Below are 18,586 nucleotides of genomic sequence, written 5' to 3'. Positions count from 1 at the left end.
CCGGCGGGCATGGTCCTTTTTTTCGGGCAAAGATTCCTGACCGCAGGGCGGACGCGACAGGTCCTTCCTTCCATTCTAAGAGATTATTAACATAGAAAAAGTCAATCATTGTCGAAAGGCTGAAAGGACTATTCTATCAGACCCTCTTTGGTCGTAACTTTTTTCCATTCTGGAAGTCTATTCATTCGTAATGACAGAGTTTCAGACTCGCAAAACGAGTGCCATCCAGATAGGAGAGTTGCAATCTTTATGTCCAATGAAAAGAACCACACGGCAGTCCACGCCCCTTCGGCCCCTACATATAAGCATCCTCGCCCGCTCGGCGGCCGCAGGGTGCTCGTTACCGTGCTCGGCGCCGCCCTCATCGTGCAGCCGCTGCTGGCGCTTGCGCCTGCGCTGCCGGGCGCTCCGTCCATCCTGTCTCCATCCGTCGCCCATGCGGCCGAAAGCGCTCCGAAGCTGACGGTCACGAACCAGGAGATGGTCACCGCCGGCGCCCAGCGCATCGACTATTTGTGGAAGGGCACGCGCAGCGGCAAGGCCGTGCAGGCCAATATCCACGTCATCAAGGTCGATCTGACGAATCCGTACGTCAAGCTGAACGCCATCAACAATACGCAGGGCGTCGTCACCGACCGCGGCAGCGTCATGAGCATGGCCAAAAATTCCGGCGCCGTTGCCGGCGTCAACGCCGATTATTTCCAGACCTCTTCCACGGACGGCGCTCCGATGGGCGCGGAGATTCTCGGCGGCAGCCTGCTGACGAGCCCGATGCAGCTGACGGGCATGTACATGTTCGGCGTCACGAAGGACAAGAAGCCGGTCATCGACCGCTACCAGTTCCAAGGAAGCGTCACAGCCGCCGACGGCTCCGCGTTCACGCTGGCGGGACTCAACCAGTCCTCCTACACGACGGAATATCCGGCCAAGACGAATTCCCATTCCGATTCGCTGTTCATGTATACGAGCGCCTGGATGGATGCGGACCGCCCGGCTGGAGCGAGCTATGCGACGCCTACGGAGGTGCTCGTCCAGAACGGAGTCGTGCAGCAGCTATCGGAGGGCGCCGCCTTCTCCTCCAAGCCGCCGGCTGACGGATATATTTTGCGGGCGCATGGCAAGGCGGCCGCATTCGTGCGCGATCACCTGCAGCCGGGTACGGCCGTGAATGCGAACTACTCCCTTCAGTCCCTGACGACCCAGCAGCAAGCCGATCCGGCCAGCTTCGAGATGATGGTCGGCGGGCATACGATTCTCGTGGACGGCGGCAAGGCGGCGACGTTCTCGCGAAGCGTCTCGTCGATCAGCGGCACTACCGCGCGCTCCCGCACGGCGGTCGGATATTCCTCCGATGCCAAATCCGTCTTCATCATCACGTCGGAGACGAACGGCAGCAGCTCCGGCTTGACGCTTGCGGAGCTCCAGCAGGCCATGGTCAGCATCGGCGTCTACAAAGGGGTCAACCTGGACGGCGGCGGCTCGACGACGATGGTCGCGCGTCCGCTCGGCGACTTCGGCCTGCAGCTTGCCCATCCGACGGAGTACGGCACGACGATGCGGCAGGTGTCCAACGGGCTCGGCGTCTTCAGCATCGCTCCTCAAGGCGCGATCAAGGGCATCAAGGCAAGCGGCTCCGGAGTGCTCTTCCTGGGCCAGTCCGGCACCTATTCGCTGAAAGCCTACGATCAGTACTACAACCCGATGGAGCCGGGCGGCCTCAGCGCCAAATGGAGCTCGTCCAAAATCGGCGGCAGCTGGAACGGCAATGCATTCACCCCGACGAAGGCGGGACAAGGCAGCATCACCGTGAAGTCCGGCTCGGCTGAGGATACGCTTCCCGTGACGGTGGTTGGAGCGGACGACATCGCCGCTATGAGCATCGGCAGCGCCCAGGCCTCGCTTGAAGCCGGCACGACGGTATCCGTGCCTGTGACGGCTACGCTGCGCAGCGGGCAGCAGTACACCGTTCCGCCGGAATCCGTGAAGTGGGAATTCCAAGGGCTTACGGCAGCCCGCAACGGCGAGAAGCTGACCGTGCAGTCCGTCGCCGACGGGGCGGCCATCGGATACGCAATCGCCCGCTACGACGGTTTCTCCGCCGTGCTTCCATTCGCGAAGAGCGGCGGCAGCAGCGTAGTCGCCGACTTCGATGCGGCTTCTCCGGCAGCCTCGTTCTCCTCGACGGCAGGCGTCACCGGCAGCACGTCCCTCCTGAGCGGACTGGATGCCTCCAATGCGACCAACGCGCTGTCCTTGTCCTATGATTTCTCCGCAGGCACGACGGATACGAGAGCCGCGTACGCGATGATGGGCAGCGGCGGCGTTCCGATCGCAGGCACGCCTTCGGGCATCAGCGTCGACGTTTATGGAGACGCGAGCCTCAACTGGGCGAGGGCGGAGCTGACGGATGCCGCAGGAGCGACCCATCTGCTCACGCTGGCCAAAACGGTCGACTGGAGCGGCTGGAGAACGTTGAAGGTCAACCTCGCCGACTCCGGAAAAGCCGTCAAATATCCGGTCAAGCTGACGCGTCTGTATATCGCGAGCCTGAAGGAAGGCGCCGACGAGCGCGCCGCAAGCGGACAGATGGCTTTCGACAACGTGAAGGTGGATTCCCCTGCGGCCTTGCCGGCTCCGGCCTCCGTCAGGATCGAGATGAAAGCCGGCAGCAAGACCGCCATGGTGGACGGCAAAACGACCGCTCTGGACTCCGCTCCTTATATCAAGGGCGGCACCACATATTTGCCGCTCCGCTTTGTCGCCAGCTCGCTCGGCAGCACGGTGAACTACGAAGCGGCCGCAAAACGCGTATCCGTGCTGCGGGGAGGCCAGCTGCTGGAAATGGTCATCGGCAGCAAGGAACTCGTCTCGAACGGCAAGCGATTGTCCGCTGATACCGCGCCGATCGAACAGAATGGCAGGACTTTAGTCCCTATCCGCCTCGTATCTGAGCAGATGGGCCTAACGGTAAAATGGGACGGAACAACCAAAAGGATTACCGTCGAATGATACAAATCTGAGCACGCCTGCTGTGGTATGATAGAGGGGACCTGTCCCTTTCATATTGTAGAGAAGGAAGGTATCTTTCACAGATACCTTCTTCTCGTTTCCTCGCATTTGTCCGCTGCCGCCGGTTGGCGGCGGACCGTGCGGCTTGAAAACGAATGGAGCGGCAGGAATCTCCAGCATCAGAAAGGCAGCCGTGATGACTGTGGATCACCGGATTGTGGACATCGACCGCGTTATCAAAAACGCGATTCAAGTCATGGAAGAAAGCAAATACCAAATCTATGAGATCTGCGAATCCGCGCGCAAGGAACTGGTCACGCTCGAACAGGAGCTGAATCAGGTGCTCCAGGAAACGATCCAGACGATCGACAAGGTCGACAAGCTGGAAATGGAGTACCGCCTTGCGCGTATTCGGCTTACGGAGGTAAGCCGGGATTTCGTTCGCTATAAGGAAGAAGACATCAAGAACGCCTATGAGAAGGCTACCAGCCTGCAGCTGGAGCTGATGGTCTTCCGCGAGAAGGAGACCTATCTCAAGGCGCGCAGGGACGATCTGCAGAAGCGGGTCAAGAACGTCGAGAATTCGGTGGAGAGAGCGGAGACGATCCATTCGCAGATCAATGTCGTGCTCGAATACCTTGCCGGAGATTTGACGCAGGTGACACGCATTCTGGAGTCGGCCAAAAACCGCCAGCTGATCGGCCTCAAGATCATTTTGGCCCAGGAGGAGGAGGAGCGCAAGCGGATCGCGCGCGAAATCCACGACGGTCCAGCGCAGTCGCTCGCCAATCTAGTGCTTAGGACGGAAATTGCAGAAAGAATGCTCGCCAAGCAGGAATTCCAAATGGTCCAGCACGAATTAATAGACTTAAAGGCACAGGTACGCTCTGGATTGGAAGAAATCCGGAAGATAATATTCAATTTGCGACCTATGGCATTAGATGATTTAGGACTTGTTCCCACTTTGCGTAAGTATGTGCAGGATTTTGAGGAAAAAACGCGAATTCATACGGTGTTCGAGACAATCGGCCGCGAAATCCGGCTTCCCTCCGCCATGGAGGCAGGCATCTACCGCTTGGTCCAAGAGGCGTTCACGAATGCGCTGAAGCACGCGAGCGCGAGCTTCGTCTCGCTGGAGCTGACCTATCAGTCGCAAATGGTGAAAATTTCGGTACAGGACAACGGGAGCGGATTCGACACGGAGTTGATTCAATCGAGGGCCAAGATCAACCAGCATTTCGGACTTATGGGAATGCGGGAGCGAGTGGAGCTACTTGAGGGAAGAATGGAGCTTGAGTCCGCCAGCGGCCAAGGCACCAGGATTACGATTCATATCCCTACAGGCGTGGATCAAAGAAAGGAGTAACAAAGCGTATGGACCTGAAGGCAGCAGGAGGCAAGCGCAAGATCAAATTGCTGATTGCCGACGATCACCAGCTTTTCCGGGAAGGCTTGAAGCGCATCCTGAACATGGAAGAGGACCTGGAAGTGATCGGGGAATGCAGCGACGGAATTCAGGTTCTGGAGTTCTGCAATCAACACCAGCCGGAAGTCGTGCTTATGGACATCAATATGCCGATCGAGAACGGGGTTGTGGCAACGGAGCGGCTCCGGGACATGTTTCCGCATATCAAGGTCATCATCCTCTCTCTTCATGACGATGAGAGCTACGTGTTCGAAACTCTGCGCAAGGGCGCGTCGGGTTATCTTCTGAAGGACATGGAGGCGGAGTCGCTGATCAATGCGATCCGTTCGGTGGTGCAGGGACACGCTTACATCCATCCCAAGGTGACGGGCAAGCTGATCAACCAGCTGCGCCGCATGACTTACCTCGATGAGATGGGCGCGAACTCCGGAGCGGCGGCAAGCCGCGAGACGGGCGTGAAGTTCGTCGCCGGCGAGAACAATCCGCTTACGCGGCGCGAAGCGGAAGTGCTGCGCCTCATGGCGGAGGGCAAGAGCAACAAGATGATCGGCGAATTCCTGTTCATCAGCGAAAAGACGGTCAAAAACCATGTATCCAGCATTCTGCAGAAGATGGAAGTGGACGATCGCACCCAGGCTGTCATCAACTCCATCAAATACGGATGGGTGACTCTCTAAGCCTGCGAAGCCTGGACGGTACATAATAAGCCAAAACCCCCGGAGATGTCTCTCCGGGGGTTTTGGCTTATTCGCTTTGCAGGCGGAGGAATATATCCATAAACCCGTCATGCAGAACATACTCCCGTTATTAGGGACGAATATGCTTATCCCTCTGCTAAGTAGAATGAACTCGACCCGCATAGTCTCACGAGTTCCTTTTTTATCGCAAATGCATGCCGGCCGCCGTAACGCCCAGAGCGAAAAAGGCATATGGTACAGTATCCGTCACGGCATACCCCCTTGAGCCGTTCCGCGGGTGCGGCCATCGAAATGATGCTAGGCCGGCCGGTTCGAGGGATTCCATGCCGCGTGAGAGGAGAAGCGGTCCATGATAGATATTTTGCTCGGCGTCATTGGTTGTTACGGCGTTGCGGCGGCAGCGGTTCATATGGCTTCTTACGTCATGGCCAAGGTTCCCCGTGCCGATAAGCATTACATTCTGATGACCCGGAACGATGAATTGCGACTGGAAGGATGCATCCGTTCGCTTCACCGGTTTTCCAAGCTGACAGGGACGTCCGTCCGGATCACCGTGTGGGATCGAGGCTCGACAGACGATACCGCCTTTATCGCTACGCGCTTCGGAGACGGGATTCGTCTGGTGACCGTTTCCGACATGGACAGCGGGGTCATGCATGAGAGAACGGAAGAACAGCCGGAAGCCGATTCGGCGAGCAGCCGGATGGAAATTGTCAAAAGAGAAGCGAGTGAGCTTGGAGCGGGTTGGACCGGAAGTGAAGCTGGCGAGCCTGGAGCGGCATGGACGGGAAGCGAAGCGGATGACCTTGGAGGGGATTGGACGGGAAGCGACGCCGGCGAGCTTGGGGCGGTTTGGACGGAAAGCGGCGGGGCTGCGGACTCCTCGAAGCGGCAATCCCTCGGGGACTCCGGTAAAGGCGGGCGCGATAGGCTGTTATGGAGCCTGCGCAGCCATGGAATCGTGAGGGAGCAGGATCAGCCTGTGCTGGTGGATCTGGATCTTCCCGAGGATTGGTTCAAGCTGCCGTTCTGAGAAGGAATGGAGCCTGCGCTGTCGGGACGATGAAGATGGCATAGCCAAGCGGCGCAAGCTCGGTTATACTAATGCTGTATTTATTTGGGAGCGGAACAGGTGAAGCACACCCGTCGGCGGCGAGCCGCAGGAGTGTGCTTTTTTTGCGTCCTCCTGCCGCGGGCCTGCGGTTCCGTGAGGGAGGATGAGCAGATGGAGGCAGCAGTATATATCAGCCGATCGCCATCGGGGAATTGGCAGGCGGGTTTGACCATCGTTCCGGAGATCGACCGGCTGTGGTTGCTGAACGCGAAGTGGAGGAAGGAGGCTTGCAGCGCTGCTGGAGAGGATGATCTTCCTGGTGCCGAGGAAGTGCTGGCATGCGGCATGCTTCCGCTGGATACGGCCGTCCGGGCGGCGGAGCTGTGGGAAGAAGCCGGCTTGGGGAGCATCGGCTCGCGACAGGCGGAGGAGACGCTGGCAAGATGCGCGGCCGAAGCGGAAGGCCAGCGCGGAGAGAAGGAGCAGGCTCCCCGGCGGCAGACAGTCCGCTGGGAGGCGGACTGGCCCGCCGCTCCGGCTGCAGCGCCGGGCGGAGCGGCCGAGCTGGCGCGCGCGGCCTGCGCAGCCGCAGCCGCGCTGCAGGGCCGCGCGCTGCTTCGCGGCGAGACGCATGCGCTGCTCGGCGCCGCGGGAGCCGCCGGCAGCTGCGACGCCGCGCTGCAGCTGGCGGCGCTGCTTGGCCGGCTGCGCCTCGGCAGCGCCGTTGCCGCCCTGGCAGGGCGCGGGCGGCCCGGCGGCTTCGCCGCCCTCCGCTGCCGGCGCTGCGGCAGCGGCAAGGCGCAGCTGCGGCGCGCGGAATGCGCGTCGTGCGGACGCCGCAGCTGCGCCTACTGCGAGGCATGCCTCGCCATGGGCCGCAGCCGTCAATGCGGGCTGCTCGTGCTGGGCATGCCGCAGCCTAACCGGCGGGCGGCAGCTCCCGTCCCGCCGCAGACATTGCCGCCGGCGGCGGACAGGCTGCGGCGCTGGCGGCTGAGCCCCGCCCAGAGCGCCGCCGCGTCCGCCGCGCTGCAGTTCATCGAGCGGCCGGCTCTGCCCGGCTCGAATCACTCCGCAACGCCGGCAGCGGCATTATTCCCGCCATCCGTCATCGCAGCTGTCTCCCTGGACACTCGTTCGGGCGATTCGGCAGCGGGGCTACAGGCACATGCCGAGCGAAGCCGAAGGAGTTCCATGATGGCAAAGGTTCAAGCCCCGCTGTTCGATTTGGCCGGAGCTTTCCGTTCCCGCTTTTGCAGATCGGCCTCTCCCCTTCCGGCATTTCTGATCTGGGCCGTGACCGGGGCAGGCAAGACGGAGATGGTGTTTCCGCTGCTGGAGTCGGTGCTTTCCAGGGGAGGCCGTGTGCTCGTGGCGGCGCCGCGCCGGGATGTCGTCCTGGAGCTGGCGCCCCGCGTCCGCCGCGCCTTCCCGGATCAGCAGGTCGTCGCCCTCTACGGAGGAAGCTCCCAGCGCTGGGAGAGCGGCTCCATCACGCTGGCGACGACGCATCAGCTGCTCCGCTTCCGGGAAGCTTTCGATCTGGTGGTCGTGGACGAGATCGACGCCTTTCCCTATGCGGGCGATCCGCTGCTGGCCCGCGCCGCCGCCGCCGTCTGCCGCCGCGGGGCGCCGGTCATCCTGCTGACGGCGACTCCAGGCAGGACTCTGCGGCGGCTCGCCCTATGCGGGCGGCTGCCGCATGCCAAAGTCCCGGTCCGCTACCACGGCCATGCGCTGCCGGTTCCCCAGCGTCTTGCCTGCCCGCCAGCGGCGCGTCTGATCGAAGCGGGAAGCCTTCCCCGCAGCCTGGCGAAGGCCATCCGGATTTCGCTGGCGAGGGATGCCCAGATCTTCGTATTCGTCAGCCGAATCCGCCAGGTGGAGCCCCTGACAGCCCGCTTTGCTGCCTGGTTTCCCGGTACGGAGGTGGCGGGCACCCATTCCGGGGATCCCGAACGCGGCGACAAGGTGCTGCGGTTCCGCGAACGAGCCATCCGTCTGCTGGTCACCACGACTATTCTCGAGAGGGGAGTGACGGTTCCAAAGAGCGACGTTTTCGTCCTGGACGCCAATGACCGCATTTTCGGAGAAGCATCGCTGGTGCAGATCGCTGGGAGAGCAGGCAGGTCGGCGGATGACCCCGGAGGCAGGGTGTATTTCGCGGCGCCGGAATACACGGGTTCGCAGGCGGGCGCTATCCGTCAAATCCATTCGATGAACCGCCTGGCCGGCAGCGGAGCTCCCGGAAGGCCGGGCTCGGCTTGCCAGCCGGAGCCGGAGAGCCGATCATGATGGCGCAGCACAATCGCCCCGTCACGGGAACGACAGGGAGTACAGGTCCATTCCTGCCGGGAGGAGAGAAGCCGCCCTTCTTATTCCCGCTGCTGCGCCGCCTTCTGGACCTTCTCTCGCCGGCGCCGGCGCGCTGCATCATGTGCGGCAAGCCCCACCGGCCGGGAGCTCCCAATTCCCAGGGCATCTATGCGACGACATCCCTGCCTCCGGATGCATTCCCGAGAGCCTGGCAGGATTCCCTATGCCGGCCATGCAAGGCAGGCATTCCCTGGATCCGAAAGCCGGCCTGTCCGGTGTGCGGCCGCCCGGAACAGTGCGGAGATTGCCGGAGACGGACGAACGGGGGGCTGCTTCGCAACCGGAGCTCCGTCCGCTATGATCCTTTCATGAAGGAGCTTCTCGCGAGATACAAATACAAGGGAGACGAGGCGCTGCTCCCCCTGCTCGGCGCCATGCTGCTGCCCGCTTACGAGCAGCTGGCCTGGGATGCCCTTGGCATGAGGACAGGGCAAGGCCGCTCTCGCCCGGCCTTTGATTTGATTACGTATGTGCCGGTCAGCCCGGAACGGCTGCGCGAGCGCGGCTTCAATCAGGCGGAGCGGCTGGCGCATCAGCTGGGACTTCATGCGTCCTTGCCCGTAGCAGGCCTGCTCCGGCGCCAGGAGGAAAGGGGCAAGATGAGCTCCAAATCCCGGAGCGAGCGTCTGCAGGCTTCCGAGTCCTTGTTCGCGGCCTCAGCGGAAACGAATGTCCTCCTGCAGGCAGCCGCGCTAAGCCGCGCCGCGCTGCCGGGCGCTCCGATCTCTGCCGTCCAGCCGCTGAGCCTTCTCATCGTGGATGATATTTATACGACGGGAGGGACGCTCGACGGCTGCGCCCACGCGCTGCATGCGGCTTCGCCTGTGCCGCTCGACATCCGCTCCCTTGCTTGGGCGAGGGCTTGAGAGCGTCCTATTTCTATTCTTGTGCTGTCGCTCCCCGCCTTCCAGAGGCGGCGGAGCTGTTCGGCATGTCTTCAGCCCATGCAATTCCCAATACATTCCTGCAATCCTGGACTCCAATGTGACGGTCTCCCCGCCGATAATAGAACTATACAGTCTGGTATCATGAAAGGGGCTTGGCCCATCCGATGAACAATCTCGACAATTGCCCGCGCTGCGGCAGGCTGTTCGCCAAAAACTTCCGAGACGTCTGTCCCCAGTGCATCCGGGATATCGATCGCGAATACGAGCTCTGCTCCGATTATCTCCGCAAGAACCGGGGCACGGCCATCAACGAGCTTTCCGACATGACCGGCGTCAGCATCCGGCAGATCACGAAGTTCATCAAGGAAGGCCGCATTTCGCTGGTTGATTCCCCTAACTTGAGTTATCCGTGCGAATCCTGCGGAATTTTGATCCGCGAAGACCATATGTGCGAGTCCTGCCGGGTACGTCTCAAGAACGACGTGCGTCGAATGAAGTCGGCCGAAGAGGAATCGCTCCGCAACACCTCGGCCTTAAGGGCCTATCAGAGCAAGAATCTGGGCAAAGATCGTACTTGAGTACGGTATGAATTTCTTGTTTATACGATAAATATAGGACTTGACAATTAGTCCGACCGCTCTATTCAGAAAGCTTTTGGGCAGGCCGATAATACGTGTAGAAGCCAAGGCCGATCAGAAAGCCCAATAACGAGGTGAATGGCAATGAAAATAAATGAAACCGGCAGGATCCTTCCTGTCAGCGCCTATCAGAAGACAGGCGCCGAGAACCGGGTGCAGGAAACCGCCCGTCCCCGCAAGACCGACCAAGTGGAAATTTCCGAGGAGGCCAAGGAAATGCTAGCCAGCCGCCAGCCGGAAAGCGCCGAGCGCAAGCAGCGCATCCAGGAGCTGAAGAACGAAGTGGCTTCCGGCAATTACCGCGTAGACGCCCGCAAGATCGCCGACAAGCTATGGGATCATTTGAATTCTTGAGGAGCGAAGCATCATGCCGATAGAAGCGATTATCGATACGCTGGAGCAGCAGGATGCTCTTTATTCTCAGATGATCGAGCTCGCCGACCATAAGACCCCCGCGCTCGTGAAGGGCGATTTGGATGTCCTGAATGCGCTCCTGATGAAAGAACGCAAGCTGGTGAAGACGGCCGGGGAGCTGGAGGAGCGCAGGATGACGCAGGTGAACATCCATTTTTCCAAGCTGCAGCTCCGGCTGCGCAGCGGCAAGCTCGCCGACCTCATCCGGACGGTCAGCCAGCCGGAGGACAAGCAGAGGCTGACGGAGATCCAGCAGGAGCTGAGCGGCAAGCTGGAGCGGCTGAGAATGAAGAATGAGCATAACCAGCAGCTTTTGCGGCAGTCCCTTGAATTCGTCGAGTTTTCCCTTGAGCTTGCCAGCGACCAGCCTCACGACGACTATACCTATATCCATCCGCAGGCAGGCCCGGGCGGTTACGCCAAGGCAGGCATGTTCGACAGAAAAGGCTAGAGGAGGACAGCCCTTATGGCTTCCACTTTTCACGGAATCGAAACGGCCAAGAGAAGCCTGTTCACGCAGCAGACGGCTCTCAACACGGTAGGCCACAACATATCCAACGCCAATACGGCAGGTTATACGCGCCAGCGCGTGAACATGTCGGCGGCGACGCCGATGGAGCCCTTCGGGTTCTTCCACTCGACCGCTGCCGGACAGCTCGGCACCGGTGTCGAGGCATCCACGATCACCCGGCTGCGCACGAGCTTCCTGGATGATCAGTTCCGGGGCGAAACCCAGGCCCAGGGCAGCTGGCAGATCCAGGCGGAGACGCTGGACAAGCTGGAGAAGATCGTCAACGAACCGTCCGACACGGGATTGCGTACTCTGGTCGAGAAGTTCTGGTCCTCCTGGTCCGATCTCAGCAAGGATCCGGGCAACATCACGAATCGCCAGATCGTCAAGCAGAACGCGATCGCGCTGACCGATTCGTTCAACCAGCTCAGCAAGCAGCTGACCGATCTCAGCGGCGACCTGACGAACAGCGCGGATACGAAGGCGCAGCAGGCGACTTCCATCCTGTCCTCGATCGCAGATCTGAACGGCCAGATCAAGCGCATGGAAGGCATGGGCGACCAAGCCAACGACCTGCGGGACAAGCGGGACCTGCTCACCGACCAGCTTTCCAAGCTGGTCAACGTCAACGTGGCCGAGACGGCCGACGGGTACTCCATCGCCATGGGCGGCGCCAATCTCGTCGCGGGAACCGTCAGCTCGGTGCTTACCGGAGCGGGGCTGGAGGCTTCCTACCAAGCGGGCGACCTCCAGGGCGGCGAGATTTTCGGCACGTTCAAGGCGCGCGACGCCAACGTCAAAGGGCTGCAGACGCAGCTGGACGTTCTGGCGAATACGCTGGCCAACGGGGAATTCCAGGTTACCGTGCCGAAGGGCTCCGTCCTGCCGGGAACGACAGTCCCTCTGGCAGACGATACGGTCATGACCGTCAAAGGAATCAACGGCTTGCACAAGCTCGGCTATACGCTGGAGGAGCCTGCGACGGCGGGGCTTGATTTCTTTACCTTCGACACGGCCGGCGGTTCGACAGGCATCACGGCAGCCAGCATCCGGCTGAATCCCGCCATCAATTCCGATCCCAACAAGATCGCCAGCTCCATGCGCACTTCCACGGACGCGGCCGGCGTCACCACCGTCATCAAAGGCAACAACACGCTGGCGCTGCTGATGGGCGAGGCCAAGGACAAGGCGTTCACGATCGATCTCACCTCCTCCGGAGGCTCCGTCTCCTCGGCGACGGTCGGCAGCTATTACAATTCCATCGTCGGTCTGCTCGGCGTCCAATCCCAGGAAGCGCAGCGTAAGTACAGCAACTCGACCGCGATGGTCGATCAGGCGGACAGCAGCAGGCAATCCGTCAGCGGCGTTTCAACAGACGAGGAAATGTCCGATATGATCAAATTCCAAAATGCATACAACGCGGCCGCCCGCTTCATGACGGCGATGGACGAGCTGCTCGAGAAGCTGATCAACGGCACCGGACAGGTCGGCCGCTGACGTTAAGGAGATGAACGGAAATGGCGCTTAGAGTGACCCAGGGCATGATGCATGCCCAGCTGATGAGCAACCTGAACACGAACCTGAGCAAAATGTCGACGCAGCAGGACCAGATATCCACCGGCCGCAAAATCAACAAGGCTTCCGACGATCCCAATGGAATCACCTACGGCCTTCGTTACCGCAGCGATCTGGCAGGCAATGCCCAGTATCAGAGCAATGTCGCTTCCGCCCAATCCTGGCTGGACTTCAACGATACCCAGCTCGATCAGGCGACGCAGATTCTGCAGCGCGTGACGAGCCTTGCCACCCAGGCATCGACCGGGACGAACACGCAGGACTCGCTCGACGCCATCAACAAGGAAATCGCCGAGCTCAAAAACCAGATGACGGATATCGCCAACAGCAGCTTCAACGGCAAATATGTTTTCGGCGGCCAGCGCTTCGACCAGAAGCCGTTCCCGGCCGGAGCGGATGCCAAAGGAGTCGCTGCCGACGGCGGAGACGTGACCTACGCGATCAGCGAATCGATCACGCTCAACGTGAACCTGAAGGCTTCGGACGTATTTGGAGCGGCAGATGCCGCAGGCTCGACGGACAACGTCTTTTCCGTCTTCGATCGTCTTTCGGCCGCCCTTTCCACCTCGAACTACGGCGCCATCGGCGGCGAGCTCGATACGATCAAAAGCCGGATGAACAAAATCATATCGGCACGCGCGGAGAACGGCGCCCGGACGAATCGGGCGGAGCTGATGGACAACCGGCTGAAGGATATGAACATCAGCCTGACGGCTCTCCAGTCCAAAACCGAGGATGCCGACGTCGAGAAGCTGTTCCTGGATTCAACCGTCAGCCAGAACGTGTATCAGGCTTCCCTGTCGGTCGGCGCCAAGATCATCATGCCTTCTCTCGTCAACTTCCTGAACTAGGATGCGGCTGCCGCAGATCCAGATCCAGCAGCAGCCGATCAAGCTCGATATCCAGAGCCTGCGCGCGCAGGTTGATATCAGGCAGCGGAGAGCGGACGTCCAGATCGAGACGTCCAGGCCTCCGATGGAAGCTCAATCCTATCGGCCTGTGCTCAGCATCGACCAGACGGACACCTGGAACGCCATTACCGGCGGCAAGCCGGAGGCGTTCACGCAGCGCATCTATTCCCAGTCGGGCCAATATGCTCAGCAGCACGCCATCCGGACGATTCAGAAGTGGCGGCAGGTATCGGACTTGTCCGCTAAGGAGAACCCGATTCCGGATATGGCGGCTGCGGAAGCGTTCCGGGAGAGAAGCCCTCTTCCGGTGTACGGAGAGGCATCCATTTTCAACACCCGGATTCAGATCGACGTCCGGCCGCCGGATATCGAGATCCAGCCTTGGAAGGTCAACATCGACGTCCAGACGCATAAGCCGGAGGTGGACTACCAGCCTGCCAAAGTGAACGTTGCGGTGGCTCAATATCCAACGGTCACCATCATTCCTCCTCCGCAAGTGGAGCTGATGGCTTGAAGCTGTGCTGGACGAGTCAAAAAAAGACATCGGGCACTCTGAACCGAATTAATCTTTGCCAACGATTGCAAAAGAGCGATAAAATCGGAATAACGATTTTGTTGCTCTTTGTTTCTTTTTCTTGTTTTTTAATCTTCTAGTTTCAAATTTATGATCTCTGATTAATCTCTGATCTTAAACTTCTATTCTTTTCTTCTTCTTTTCCACAGATCAAGCAGACCAGGGAGTGATTGAAATGCTGATTGAAACGACCCGTTTCGGGCAATTGGAGTTCCGGGACAACGAGGTGTATACATTCCCTCACGGCATTCCCGGTTTTGCGGATTATAGAAGCTTTACTTTGATCGATGTGGAGGACAGCCCGTTCTACTATCTGCAGTCCATCGAGGAAGGCAGCCTTGCTTTCGTCGCGGTCGATCCCTTTTCCTTTTATCCGGATTACGAGTTCAATCTTCCCGAGCAGACGGAGCAGGAGCTGGCCATCGCGGCGATCGAGGATGTCCGCGTACTGAATATTGTGAGTATCCAGGGCTCGCTGGAACAGGCCACGATCAACCTCGTGGCTCCCGTAATCTTGAACGCGGCCGCCCGCAAGGGAGCACAGATCATTTTGGAAGGGACGGGGTATACGACTCGACATCGTCTGCAAGCTCCCGTCACAACCGCTGGAACGGAGGGAGAAGCCTGATGCTCGTACTCAGCCGCAAAAAAGGCGAGTCCATTCTGATCGGCCATGACATCGAGCTCAGCGTCCTGGAAGTGACCTCCGACGGAATTCGGCTCGGCATCTCAGCCCCCAAGGATGTCACGATCCTTAGGAAGGAGCTCTATGTCGCAATTGAGGATTCCAACCGCGAATCGGTTCAGCGGTCCGTTTCTATGGATGACTTGAAGAGTCAGATTCAAGCTTTAAATTTATCTAAAAAGCTATAAACAATGACGCTTTCCTCCCCGATATATTCTTTAGAGCAGTTAAAGGGCGGCCGACCTGATAACTGCTTTACCACAAGGATGTGGGACATTCTTTATACTCAGGGAGGAAATGAATCATGATTATCAACCACAATATTTCCGCGGTCAACACGCACCGCAACATGGGCCTGAACCAAACGGCTGCCAGCAAAAACATGGAGAAACTCTCCTCCGGCCTGCGCATCAACCGCGCTGCCGACGACGCTGCCGGCCTTTCCATTTCCGAGAACATGCGCGGCCAGATCCGCGGCCTCGAGCAAGCTCAACGCAACACGCAAGACGGCATCTCCTTCGTGCAAACGGCTGAGGGCGCTCTGAACGAAGTTTCCGCCATGCTGACGCGCATGAAGGAACTGAACATCCAAAAGGAAAACGGCACGTACCAAACGGCTGACAAGGACAACATCGGCGAAGAAATGACGGCTCTGTCTTCCCAAATCAGCAACATCCTGACGAACACGACGTTCAACGGCAAGAGCATCACAGCCGGCGCCGGCATCGTTACGGACGACAAAGGCACGCTGATTACGATTTCCTCCGTGACCACTACCAGTTTCGGCGGTCTGACCTCCGGATCCACGCTCACAAGCATCAACGATGCGATCTCCGCCGTAGCAACGGAACGCGGCAAGCTGGGCGCCGTTCAAAACCGTCTGGAGTACACGTCCAACAACTTGGGAACGACAACGGAAAACCTGACGGCTTCCGAGTCCCGCATCCGCGATACGGACATGGCGAAGGAAATGGTTGCTCTCACGAAGAACAACATCCTTCTTCAAGCTTCGCAATCGATGCTGGCTCAAGCCAACTCGGCTCCGCAAGGCGTTCTGTCCCTGCTTCGTTAATCTTTTCTTATCTTACAGCCTTATCCGAGGACCTTGGATTTCATCCAAGGTCCTTTTGTTGTATAAACAGAGAAATATGAACAGCATGAGAAGGCGATTGGCATTGAAGATATGATCAGGAACGGGCAACGCTGCGCCTTAACTGAATATCGCTCCTGCAACGCGAAACGATTCACAGCTCCGTTCTCTACGGAGGATTTGAAGAATCTGATTCAAGCCTTGATTTTATCAAAAAAAGCTATAAACAATGACGGTTTCCTCCCCGATATATTCTTTAGAGCAGTTAAAGGGCGGCCGACCTGATAACGGCTTTACCACAAGGATGTGGGATTATTCTTTATACTCAGGGAGGAAATGAATCATGATTATCAACCACAATATTTCCGCAGTCAACACGCATCGCAACATGGGCCTGAACCAAACGGCTGCCAGCAAAAACATGGAGAAACTCTCCTCCGGCCTGCGCATCAACCGCGCTGCCGACGACGCTGCCGGCCTTTCCATTTCCGAGAACATGCGCGGCCAGATCCGCGGCCTCGAGCAAGCTCAACGCAACACGCAAGACGGCATCTCCTTCGTGCAAACGGCTGAGGGCGCTCTGAACGAAGTTTCCGCCATGCTGACTCGCATGAAGGAACTGAAGATCCAAAAAGACAACGGCACGTACCAATCCGCTGATACGGCCAACATCGGCGAAGAAATGACGGCCCTGTCTTCCCAAATCAGCAACATCCTGACGAACACGACGTTCAACGGCAAGAGCATCACGGCCGGCGCCGGCATCGTTACGGACGACAAAGGCACGCTGATCACGATCTCCTCCGTGTCGACGGGCAGCTTCAACGCTCTGACTTCCGCTTCCACGCTCTCGAGCATCAACGATGCGATCTCCGCTGTAGCAACGGAACGCGGCAAGCTTGGCGCGGTTCAAAACCGTCTGGAGTACACGTCCAACAACCTGGGAACGACAACGGAAAACCTGACGGCTTCCGAGTCCCGCATCCGCGATACGGACATGGCGAAGGAAATGGTTGCTCTCACGAAGAACAACATCCTTCTTCAAGCATCGCAATCGATGCTGGCGCAAGCCAACTCGGCTCCGCAAGGCGTACTGTCCCTGCTCCGTTAATCGTTTTTTATCCAACAGCATCACCCGAGGACCTTGGATTTCATCTAAGGTCCTTTTATTTTTATAGAGCGAGGAATGGAATGGCATGAGAAAGCAGTTGGCATTGGTTATGATCGTCAAAAACGGAGAGGCTACGCTGGGACGCTGTCTCGAAAGCGTTCGTTCCCATGTCGATGAGATCATTGTCGTGGATACCGGCTCGATCGACAGAACCAAGCAGATCGCGCAGGACTTTGGAGCCGATGTGTTCGATTTTCAATGGGGAGACAGCTTTGCGGAAGCGCGGAACTATGCTCTCAGTCGGTCGTCTGCCGAATGGAAGCTGATTTTGGATGCGGATGAGTACGTGGTATCTGCAGATTGGGAAGAGATCAGGAAATTCATGGAGAATGCCGGACAGATAGGCCGCATCCGAATCGACAGCGATTTCGTGAATGGCGAAGGGGAGAACAGCCAAGCCGGCGGCTGGGTGTCCAGACTGCTTCCCGGAGACGTTCGATATGCAGGCAGAATTCATGAGCAGGCCCAATCCGATGCGCCCCGCCGCAACATTCCTCTCCTCGTAAACCATGACGGATACAAAGGGACGGATAAATCCTCAAGAAACATCCCCCTGCTGCTCATGGAATATGAAGCGGAGGGCACAAGCAAATCCTATTACGCTTATCAATTGGGCAAGGAGTATTACGGCATCAAAAATTATGCGGAAGCATCCCGGTATTTGAAGGAGTCGCTGGGACGGCTCCATGGCCGGGAACCGTATGCTCCCAATGTAGTCGTGCATTATTTGTACGCCCTTATAGGTCTTGGAGACTTGGACCGGGGAATGGAATTGGTCAATCAGTCCCATGAATATACGAGCCAATTTCCCGATTATTACTTTGCATGCGGAATTTTTTATATGGACTACATAATGGCGGAGCCTTCCACTCGTGTCCACCTGCTGCCCCGGATCGAACATTCCTACTTGAAGGCAATAGCCATAGGCGACAGCGATCGTTATGACAGCGTCAAGGGGACAGGTACGGACGCGGCGCAGTTCAACCTGGGCTTATATTATGAATTGTCGGGACAAGCCGGCAAAGCTGCAGAGGCCTACCGCGAGAGCGCCCGTCACGGCAATGAAAAGGCGCAAGCGAGGCTCGATGGCCTTAACCGGTAGGAAACTCTCACAACTTCTTGCGATTAAACCGATAAAAACTATAGTCAAACAATCGGAGGGAACGTCGATGTCCATGAACGTATCCAATCTTTCGTCCATGAACACCAAGCAGCTGCCACCGGTTCCGGCGATGCCGGCAGAGGCTGCCAGGCACGGAATCAGCAAGACCCAAGTCATCAATACGACAGACGCGCTTAGGCTCGCAGAGCTTAGAGGAGCCCATCCAAGCATCTCGGACGAGCAGAAGATCAAGGCGGTGGATCGTGCCATCAAAGCGATGGAGGGCCCCCACACGACTGTGGAGTTTTCCGTCCACAAGGAAACGAATGCCATCATGATCAAAGTGATCAATAAAGAAACGAATGAGATCATCCGGGAAGTGCCTCCGGAAAAAACATTGGACGTCGCAGCCAAGCTGATGGAAGTAGCCGGATTGCTGATCGACCACCGAATCTAAACCTATCC

General features: G+C 58.4%; 18 protein-coding genes. All 18 read left to right on the top strand.

Annotation, left to right across the window (positions count from 1 at the left end; all coding sequences use genetic code 11):
- Positions 1-249: 249 nt before the first annotated feature.
- The 18 genes from CIC07_RS22875 to CIC07_RS22790 all read left to right on the top strand — a co-directional run bounded on the left by CIC07_RS22875 (position 250) and on the right by CIC07_RS22790 (position 18,578).
- Positions 250-3,009, top strand: a complete 2,760-nt coding sequence (locus CIC07_RS22875; RefSeq protein WP_083688239.1) for a stalk domain-containing protein — start codon at positions 250-252, stop codon at positions 3,007-3,009.
- 196 nt (positions 3,010-3,205) lie between these two features.
- The gene (locus CIC07_RS22870; RefSeq protein WP_094248426.1) at positions 3,206-4,375 is read left to right on the top strand and encodes a sensor histidine kinase; all 1,170 of its coding nucleotides are present in this window, start codon (positions 3,206-3,208) and stop codon (positions 4,373-4,375) included.
- Positions 4,376-4,383: 8 nt separating this feature from the next.
- Entirely contained in the window at positions 4,384-5,112 is a 729-nt protein-coding gene (locus tag CIC07_RS22865; protein ID WP_021880897.1) for a response regulator, read from the top strand.
- 370 nt (positions 5,113-5,482) lie between these two features.
- Complete coding sequence (locus CIC07_RS22860) at positions 5,483-6,166, top strand: hypothetical protein (RefSeq protein WP_076357807.1); 684 nt, start codon at positions 5,483-5,485, stop codon at positions 6,164-6,166.
- Between the two features lie 192 nt (positions 6,167-6,358).
- A complete protein-coding gene (locus CIC07_RS22855; RefSeq protein ID WP_076357808.1) occupies positions 6,359-8,482 on the top strand; it encodes a helicase-related protein in 2,124 nt (707 codons plus the stop codon).
- Complete coding sequence (locus tag CIC07_RS22850) at positions 8,479-9,429, top strand: ComFC family protein (protein WP_094248267.1); 951 nt, start codon at positions 8,479-8,481, stop codon at positions 9,427-9,429. The genes CIC07_RS22855 and CIC07_RS22850 overlap by 4 nt, the downstream gene beginning before the upstream one ends.
- Positions 9,430-9,614: 185 nt before the next feature.
- On the top strand, positions 9,615-10,028 hold the full coding sequence (locus CIC07_RS22845) for a TIGR03826 family flagellar region protein (protein ID WP_076357810.1): 414 nt from the start codon (positions 9,615-9,617) through the stop codon (positions 10,026-10,028).
- Between the two features lie 144 nt (positions 10,029-10,172).
- Positions 10,173-10,442 (top strand): flagellar biosynthesis anti-sigma factor FlgM, encoded by a 270-nt coding sequence (flgM, locus tag CIC07_RS22840; protein WP_076357811.1) that lies wholly within the window; start codon positions 10,173-10,175, stop codon positions 10,440-10,442.
- Positions 10,443-10,455: 13 nt separating this feature from the next.
- Positions 10,456-10,953 (top strand): flagellar protein FlgN, encoded by a 498-nt coding sequence (locus CIC07_RS22835; protein ID WP_076357812.1) that lies wholly within the window; start codon positions 10,456-10,458, stop codon positions 10,951-10,953.
- A gap of 15 nt (positions 10,954-10,968) precedes the next feature.
- On the top strand, positions 10,969-12,510 hold the full coding sequence (gene flgK / locus CIC07_RS22830) for a flagellar hook-associated protein FlgK (RefSeq protein WP_076357813.1): 1,542 nt from the start codon (positions 10,969-10,971) through the stop codon (positions 12,508-12,510).
- A 20-nt stretch (positions 12,511-12,530) separates the two neighbouring features.
- Positions 12,531-13,439: a flagellar hook-associated protein FlgL gene (flgL, locus tag CIC07_RS22825; protein ID WP_076357814.1), complete on the top strand. Its 909-nt coding sequence runs from the start codon at positions 12,531-12,533 to the stop codon at positions 13,437-13,439.
- Position 13,440: 1 nt separating this feature from the next.
- Positions 13,441-14,013 carry a DUF6470 family protein gene (locus tag CIC07_RS22820; protein WP_076357815.1) on the top strand — a complete coding sequence of 191 codons (573 nt, stop codon included), beginning with the start codon at positions 13,441-13,443 and terminating at the stop codon, positions 14,011-14,013.
- A gap of 235 nt (positions 14,014-14,248) precedes the next feature.
- Positions 14,249-14,701, top strand: a complete 453-nt coding sequence (gene fliW, locus CIC07_RS22815; RefSeq protein WP_076357816.1) for a flagellar assembly protein FliW — start codon at positions 14,249-14,251, stop codon at positions 14,699-14,701.
- Complete coding sequence (csrA, locus tag CIC07_RS22810) at positions 14,701-14,946, top strand: carbon storage regulator CsrA (protein WP_076357817.1); 246 nt, start codon at positions 14,701-14,703, stop codon at positions 14,944-14,946. The genes fliW and csrA overlap by 1 nt, the downstream gene beginning before the upstream one ends.
- A 116-nt stretch (positions 14,947-15,062) precedes the next feature.
- Positions 15,063-15,830 carry a flagellin N-terminal helical domain-containing protein gene (locus CIC07_RS22805; protein WP_076357818.1) on the top strand — a complete coding sequence of 256 codons (768 nt, stop codon included), beginning with the start codon at positions 15,063-15,065 and terminating at the stop codon, positions 15,828-15,830.
- 361 nt (positions 15,831-16,191) lie between these two features.
- Positions 16,192-16,959: a flagellin N-terminal helical domain-containing protein gene (locus CIC07_RS22800; RefSeq protein WP_076357819.1), complete on the top strand. Its 768-nt coding sequence runs from the start codon at positions 16,192-16,194 to the stop codon at positions 16,957-16,959.
- An 85-nt stretch (positions 16,960-17,044) separates the two neighbouring features.
- The gene (locus tag CIC07_RS22795) at positions 17,045-18,121 is read left to right on the top strand and encodes a glycosyltransferase family 2 protein (protein ID WP_083688241.1); all 1,077 of its coding nucleotides are present in this window, start codon (positions 17,045-17,047) and stop codon (positions 18,119-18,121) included.
- Between the two features lie 67 nt (positions 18,122-18,188).
- On the top strand, positions 18,189-18,578 hold the full coding sequence (locus tag CIC07_RS22790) for a flagellar protein FlaG (protein ID WP_234992967.1): 390 nt from the start codon (positions 18,189-18,191) through the stop codon (positions 18,576-18,578).
- Positions 18,579-18,586: the final 8 nt, after the last annotated feature.

Origin of the sequence: Paenibacillus sp. RUD330 (genome assembly GCF_002243345.2) — a bacterium.
In the GTDB taxonomy this organism is placed as follows: domain Bacteria; phylum Bacillota; class Bacilli; order Paenibacillales; family Paenibacillaceae; genus Paenibacillus_O.
Note: the sequence above shows the minus strand (reverse complement) of the source record. Positions and strands in the feature narration are given on the sequence as shown.

Excerpts from the sequence above, each read along its gene's own strand:
- CIC07_RS22875 (WP_083688239.1), top strand. The coding sequence starts at position 250 with ATGTCCAATGAAAAGAACCACACGGCAGTCCACGCCCCTTCGGCCCCT.
- CIC07_RS22870 (WP_094248426.1), top strand. The coding sequence starts at position 3,206 with ATGACTGTGGATCACCGGATTGTGGACATCGACCGCGTTATCAAAAAC.
- CIC07_RS22865 (WP_021880897.1), top strand. The coding sequence starts at position 4,384 with ATGGACCTGAAGGCAGCAGGAGGCAAGCGCAAGATCAAATTGCTGATT.
- CIC07_RS22860 (WP_076357807.1), top strand. The coding sequence starts at position 5,483 with ATGATAGATATTTTGCTCGGCGTCATTGGTTGTTACGGCGTTGCGGCG.
- CIC07_RS22855 (WP_076357808.1), top strand. The coding sequence starts at position 6,359 with ATGGAGGCAGCAGTATATATCAGCCGATCGCCATCGGGGAATTGGCAG.
- CIC07_RS22850 (WP_094248267.1), top strand. The coding sequence starts at position 8,479 with ATGATGGCGCAGCACAATCGCCCCGTCACGGGAACGACAGGGAGTACA.
- CIC07_RS22845 (WP_076357810.1), top strand. The coding sequence starts at position 9,615 with ATGAACAATCTCGACAATTGCCCGCGCTGCGGCAGGCTGTTCGCCAAA.
- flgM (WP_076357811.1), top strand. The coding sequence starts at position 10,173 with ATGAAAATAAATGAAACCGGCAGGATCCTTCCTGTCAGCGCCTATCAG.
- CIC07_RS22835 (WP_076357812.1), top strand. The coding sequence starts at position 10,456 with ATGCCGATAGAAGCGATTATCGATACGCTGGAGCAGCAGGATGCTCTT.
- flgK (WP_076357813.1), top strand. The coding sequence starts at position 10,969 with ATGGCTTCCACTTTTCACGGAATCGAAACGGCCAAGAGAAGCCTGTTC.
- flgL (WP_076357814.1), top strand. The coding sequence starts at position 12,531 with ATGGCGCTTAGAGTGACCCAGGGCATGATGCATGCCCAGCTGATGAGC.
- CIC07_RS22820 (WP_076357815.1), top strand. The coding sequence starts at position 13,441 with ATGCGGCTGCCGCAGATCCAGATCCAGCAGCAGCCGATCAAGCTCGAT.
- fliW (WP_076357816.1), top strand. The coding sequence starts at position 14,249 with ATGCTGATTGAAACGACCCGTTTCGGGCAATTGGAGTTCCGGGACAAC.
- csrA (WP_076357817.1), top strand. The coding sequence starts at position 14,701 with ATGCTCGTACTCAGCCGCAAAAAAGGCGAGTCCATTCTGATCGGCCAT.
- CIC07_RS22805 (WP_076357818.1), top strand. The coding sequence starts at position 15,063 with ATGATTATCAACCACAATATTTCCGCGGTCAACACGCACCGCAACATG.
- CIC07_RS22800 (WP_076357819.1), top strand. The coding sequence starts at position 16,192 with ATGATTATCAACCACAATATTTCCGCAGTCAACACGCATCGCAACATG.
- CIC07_RS22795 (WP_083688241.1), top strand. The coding sequence starts at position 17,045 with ATGAGAAAGCAGTTGGCATTGGTTATGATCGTCAAAAACGGAGAGGCT.
- CIC07_RS22790 (WP_234992967.1), top strand. The coding sequence starts at position 18,189 with ATGTCCATGAACGTATCCAATCTTTCGTCCATGAACACCAAGCAGCTG.